Source organism: Rhizobium sp. FG113, assembly GCF_057809895.1.
In genome coordinates this window covers 1-1407 of sequence record NZ_JBMDKV010000058.1, presented here as the reverse complement: position 1 = coordinate 1407, position 1407 = coordinate 1, and the positions used below count along the sequence as shown (strand labels likewise).

The following is a 1407-nucleotide window of genomic DNA, read 5'->3' as shown; positions in this document are numbered from 1 at the left end:
CCGACCCCTGATGAGGTGGAACGGCCCGCTCCGACAGCATCAAAGTGCTAACGTGGTCGTTGTCGCAAACGCCACAAGGAGTGACCGTTCCATGAAAGAAGTTACCACTATCGGGCTGGATTTGGCCAAACTGGTTTTTCAGGCCCATGGCTCTGACGCCGAAGGCAACACGCTATTCAACCGAAAGCTGCGACGCGCAGAGGTGCTACGTTTCTTTGCGAAACTTCCGCCATGCCTTGTCGGAATGGAAGCATGCGGCAGTGCGCATTATTGGGCTCGAGAAATATCCGCCTTCGGCCACGAGGTCCGCCTAATACCAGCGCAATACGTGAAGCCCTTTGTCAAGCGTGGCAAGACAGATGCCGCCGATGCTGAGGCAATCAGCGAAGCGTTAACGCGCAAAACAATGCGCTTCGTCCCGATCAAATCGGCCGAGCAACAGGCCTCTGTCATGGTTTTCCATGCTCGCGCTCTGCTCGTACGCCAGAGGACACAGGCGATCAATTCCCTGCGCGCTCACATGAGCGAGCTGGGGATCATCGCGTCGGTCGGCATTGCAAACATCAAGCCGCTGGCGGAAATCGTCCGCGATGAAAACGATCCACGTTTACCGGCCGCCGCTCGCTTTGCGCTTGAAGAGATCGTCGACCTGATCGAGCGTTTGGCTGTACGAATAGAGAAGCTAGAGCGTGCGATGATAACCGTCGCCAGGCAGGACGAAGACATGCGTCGGCTAGCCACCATACCCGGCGTAGGCGCTATCACAGCTATGGCTATCAAGGCTTTTGTACCAGATCCCGCTGGTTTCAAATCGGCGCGTCATTTCGCAGCCTGGATTGGGCTAACACCGAAATCGCATTCAACCGGAGGGAAGCAACGCCTCGGCCGAATATCTAAGATGGGGAATTCGCAAATGCGATCCCTCCTGGTGGTCGGCGCGGCATCTACACTTCGTCATGTTCGAAAGGACGACAAGGCACGACCATGGCTACGAGAATTGCTCACGCGGCGGCCGTTCAAGGTGGTAGCTGTTGCGCTCGCCAATAAGACCGCGAGAGTGATCTGGTCCCTTCTGATACGGGGAGGAGTCTATCACGGCCCCACAGCATTGAAGGCAGAAAGCGTTCCCGCCTGAGACGCAGATTCAAAATCGAGATCTGACGGCAAAGGCCGGCAGGTAGAGGTGCAGAAAAAACGATGAACTGACGGGACGACATCCCGGAGCAGGCCAGGCCGAAACCCGCTGCGTGCGTAAGAGCACGAACCCCTGATCAAGCCACCTGCTTCGCGAACCTCATCGAGGCCAGCGGTCTATGAGCCGCACAAAAAGGCCGGACATATGACCGCACCGTTCCCGTATGGTGAAATCGACGAAATTGCACCTTGCACCGCGGGCCGTTCCACATA

1 protein-coding gene is annotated in these 1407 nt (G+C 56.9%); it reads left to right on the top strand.

What is annotated here, in order from left to right; all coding sequences use genetic code 11:
- The first annotated feature begins 91 nt into the window (after positions 1–91).
- Positions 92–1135 carry an IS110 family RNA-guided transposase gene (locus tag ACODTZ_RS36085; RefSeq protein WP_489032109.1) on the top strand — a complete coding sequence of 348 codons (1044 nt, stop codon included), beginning with the start codon at positions 92–94 and terminating at the stop codon, positions 1133–1135.
- The last annotated feature ends 272 nt before the right edge of the window (positions 1136–1407 follow it).